4 protein-coding genes are annotated in these 3,283 nt (G+C 64.8%); all 4 read right to left on the reverse strand.

The genetic code is table 11. The annotated features are described in order from the left end of the window. On the reverse strand, positions 1–765 hold a 765-nt coding region (locus tag EN884_RS30515; protein ID WP_164895251.1), incomplete at its 3' end, for an ABC transporter ATP-binding protein. After that, positions 762–1,607, reverse strand: a complete 846-nt coding sequence (locus tag EN884_RS30520; RefSeq protein WP_082826413.1) for an ABC transporter permease — start codon at positions 1,605–1,607, stop codon at positions 762–764. The genes EN884_RS30515 and EN884_RS30520, both read right to left, overlap by 4 nt. Positions 1,608–1,629: 22 nt before the next feature. After that, on the reverse strand, positions 1,630–2,577 hold the full coding sequence (locus EN884_RS30525; RefSeq protein WP_063167554.1) for an ABC transporter permease: 948 nt from the start codon (positions 2,575–2,577) through the stop codon (positions 1,630–1,632). A 52-nt stretch (positions 2,578–2,629) separates the two neighbouring features. Further along, positions 2,630–3,283: ABC transporter substrate-binding protein (locus EN884_RS30530; RefSeq protein ID WP_245492009.1), on the reverse strand; the 654-nt coding region annotated here is incomplete at its 5' end.

The following is a 3,283-nucleotide window of genomic DNA, read 5'->3' on the forward strand; positions in this document are numbered from 1 at the left end:
GGCCAGCAGCTTCTGCGTGTAGGGATGGCGGGCGTCGTGGAAGATCTCGCGGGTCGTGCCGCTTTCCACCACCTCGCCGGCATACATCACGATCATCTCGTCGCAGAGTTCGGCGATCACGCCCAGATGATGCGAGATGAACAGCACCGAGCAGCCGATGTCGCGCTGCAGATCCTTGAGCAGTTCGATGGTGGCCACCTCCAGCGTCGCATCGAGCGCCGTGGTCGGCTCGTCGGCGATCAGCAGCGCTGGCTCCATCATCAGCGCCATGGCGATGGCGATGCGCTGCTTCATGCCGCCGGAGAATTCGTGCGGAAACTGCGTCAGCCGGCTTTCCGGATCGGGAATGCGAACCTTGCGCAGCATGGCGACCGAGCGCGCATCCTTGTCCCGCTTCGACAGACCCGAGCGATACTGGATGTCGCGCATCTGCCGCCCCACCGACAGCACCGGGTTGAGCGCACCCATCGGGTCCTGGAAAACGGTGGCGATCCTTTGCCCGCGCAGGCCGCGCATCGCGGTGGGGTCGAGCCGGGCAAGGTTCTTGTCGCCCTCGAAGATGATGTCGCCCGATAATATCTCGCCATTGTCGGCGAGCAGGCCGAGAATGGCGTTGATGAGCGTCGACTTCCCGCAGCCGGATTCGCCGACCACGCCAACGCTGCGGTTGGCCGGCACGGAAAAACTCACCTGCTTCAGCGCCTCCAGTCGCCCACTCTCGGTGTGGAAGGCGACGCTCAGATCCTTGATCGCGAGAACCGTCATGACCGCCCCTTCAGCCGGGGATCGAAGAGGTCGCGCAGCGTCTCGCCGAAGAAGGTGAAGCCGAGTGTGGTCAGCACGATGGGCAGGCCGCCGGCAATCACGATCCAGTAGGAATCGCGGATGTTGGCAAAGCCGTCATTGAGGATCGCGCCCCAGCTCGGCGTTGGCGGCCGCACGCCGAGCCCGAGGAAGCTCATGCCGGCCTCGATCGCCACCACCACGGGAATGTCCATCGATATCAGGATCAGGATCGGGCCGATGATGTTGGGCAGGATATGGACGCGCAGGATACGGCCGGCACTGGCGCCCATCGAGCGCGCCGCCATGACATGTTCGGCCGACTTCAGCACCAGCGTCTGCGTCCTGATGATGCGGGCATAGCCCGGCACATTGACCAGCATCACCACCAGCACCACCGCATAGAGCGAGGGGCCGAACAGGGTGACCAGCGTCAGCGCCAGCATGACGGTGGGAAAGCTCTTCACGGCGTCGAAGATCAGCAGCAGCACATTGTCGAGCCAGCGCGGCCCATAGCCGGCGATCAGCCCGAGCACCACGCCGACGACCAGCGACACCGCTGTCGCGCCCAGCGCGATCAAGAGCGCGACGCGCCCGCCATAGAGCACCCGGGTCAGAAGATCACGGCCGAGGTGGTCGGTGCCGAGCAGATGCAGCAGGCTCGGCGAAGCGAAGCGTTCGGCCGGCGATATCTTGCTCGGCGCATAGCTGGTCAGCGCGCTGGCAAACACCGCCGACAGCACCACCAGCGTCACCAGCGTCAGGCCGACGGCGCCGAGCGGCTCGCGCATGATGCCGCGCACGGTGCGCCACAATCCGGACAACCGGCTGCCGCCGGAAGACAGCTCAGTTGAAACTTGATCTGACACGGGGATCCAAGATACCGACCAGAATGTCGGCCGCTACGTTGACGAGGACGAAGAAGACCGTGGTGACCAGCACGGCTCCGGAGACGATGGGGTAGTTGCGCACCGAGATCGCCTCATAGACCAGCTTGCCGATGCCGGGGCGGGCGAAGACGATTTCGGCGAAAACGGAAGACGACAGCATGTGGCCGATGCCGACGCCGAGCAGGGTGATCGTGGGCAGCACGGCAATGCGCAGCGCGTAGGTGTAGACGATCCGGTGCTCTGTCAGGCCGAAGGCGCGCGCCGTGCGGATATGGCTGGCCTCCAGCGTCTCCAGCATCGAGGCGCGCACCATGCGCGAGATGTAGCCGATCCAGCCAAGCCCGACCGCCAGCGACGGCAGGATGAGGTGCTGGAGCCGGCTGGCGAGGTCGCCCGGTTCGCCGGCGCCGATCGCCGGCAGCCATTGCAGTGCGACCGCGAACACCAGCAGCGAATAGATGGCGACGACGAAGGACGGCACCGCGATCATCGCCACCGAAAGAACCCCGATCACCTGATCGACAAAGCCGCCTCGGCGCACCGCGGCGATACAGCCAAGCGGGATGCCAAGCGCCACCGACCAGGTGATGCCGCCGACCACCAGCGCCAGCGTGAACGGAAGCTGCTCGATCACCACGTCCAGCACCGGCCGGTTCGACAGAACCTCGGTGCCCAGGTCACCGCGCAGGACCGATCCGTAGAAGTGCAGGAACTGCCGCCACACCGGCTGGTCGAGGCCCATGCGTACGCGCAGCGCCTCCATCATCTCCGGCGTCGCGCGTGGCCCCAGCGCGACGGAGGCCGGGTCGCCGGGAATGAGGTAGACCATGGCGAACATCATCATCATAGCGACGCTGATGATGATGGCGCCAAGCCACAGACGCTTGAGGGCGTAGCGGATCATTTTCGGTACCTGTCGGACGGTCTTTGGTGGGGGCGAGCCCCGCCCTCCGATATCATGCCGGTTTGAAGCCGGTGAACACGGGCTCGCCGTTCGGCTTCAGGCCGGCCACAAGCGTGTCTCGATTCATGATGCCGGTGACCTCATGCGTCAGGAAAACGTAGTTGCCGTTCTCCTCCATCAGGTCCTGCAGCTTCTTGTAGATGACATCGCGTTTCGCCGGGTCGAGCTCGACCATGCCTTCGGCATTGAGCTTGTCGAATTCCTCGCTGGAAAACCGCTCCCAGTTCCAGACGCCGATCTGGTCGCGGGTGAACCAGGCAGTCGCCCAGCTCGGATCCGGCTGCATGGAGAAGCGGCTGATGATCATCTGCAGCTTCTTCCAGTAGTCGCCTTCCTTGGCGCCAAGCGTCCAGAAGGTGCCGCTGTCGTTCTGCTTGATCTCCACATTGAGGCCGACATCCTGCAGGTTCGACTGCACGACCTGCGCCGCGGTCAGCCGCTCGGTCTTGTTGAGGATGTCGAGCGTGATCGTCGTGCCGGCCAGCCCCTCCTTGGCGATCATGTCGCGGGCGCGGTCTGGGTCGAAATCGAAAAGGTTCTTCTCGCGATGGCCGGGCAGGCCGGGCGCGATGATGCCGGTGGCGGTTGCGGCGGGGCCGAAATAGGCAGCATCGACCACCGCCTTGCGGTCCACGGCGTACTGAAC

The organism is Mesorhizobium sp. M7A.F.Ca.AU.001.01.1.1 (genome assembly GCF_004022735.1).
Lineage (GTDB): Bacteria > Pseudomonadota > Alphaproteobacteria > Rhizobiales > Rhizobiaceae > Mesorhizobium > Mesorhizobium ciceri.

Excerpts from the sequence above, each read along its gene's own strand:
- EN884_RS30525 (WP_063167554.1), bottom strand. The coding sequence starts at position 2,577 with ATGATCCGCTACGCCCTCAAGCGTCTGTGGCTTGGCGCCATCATCATC.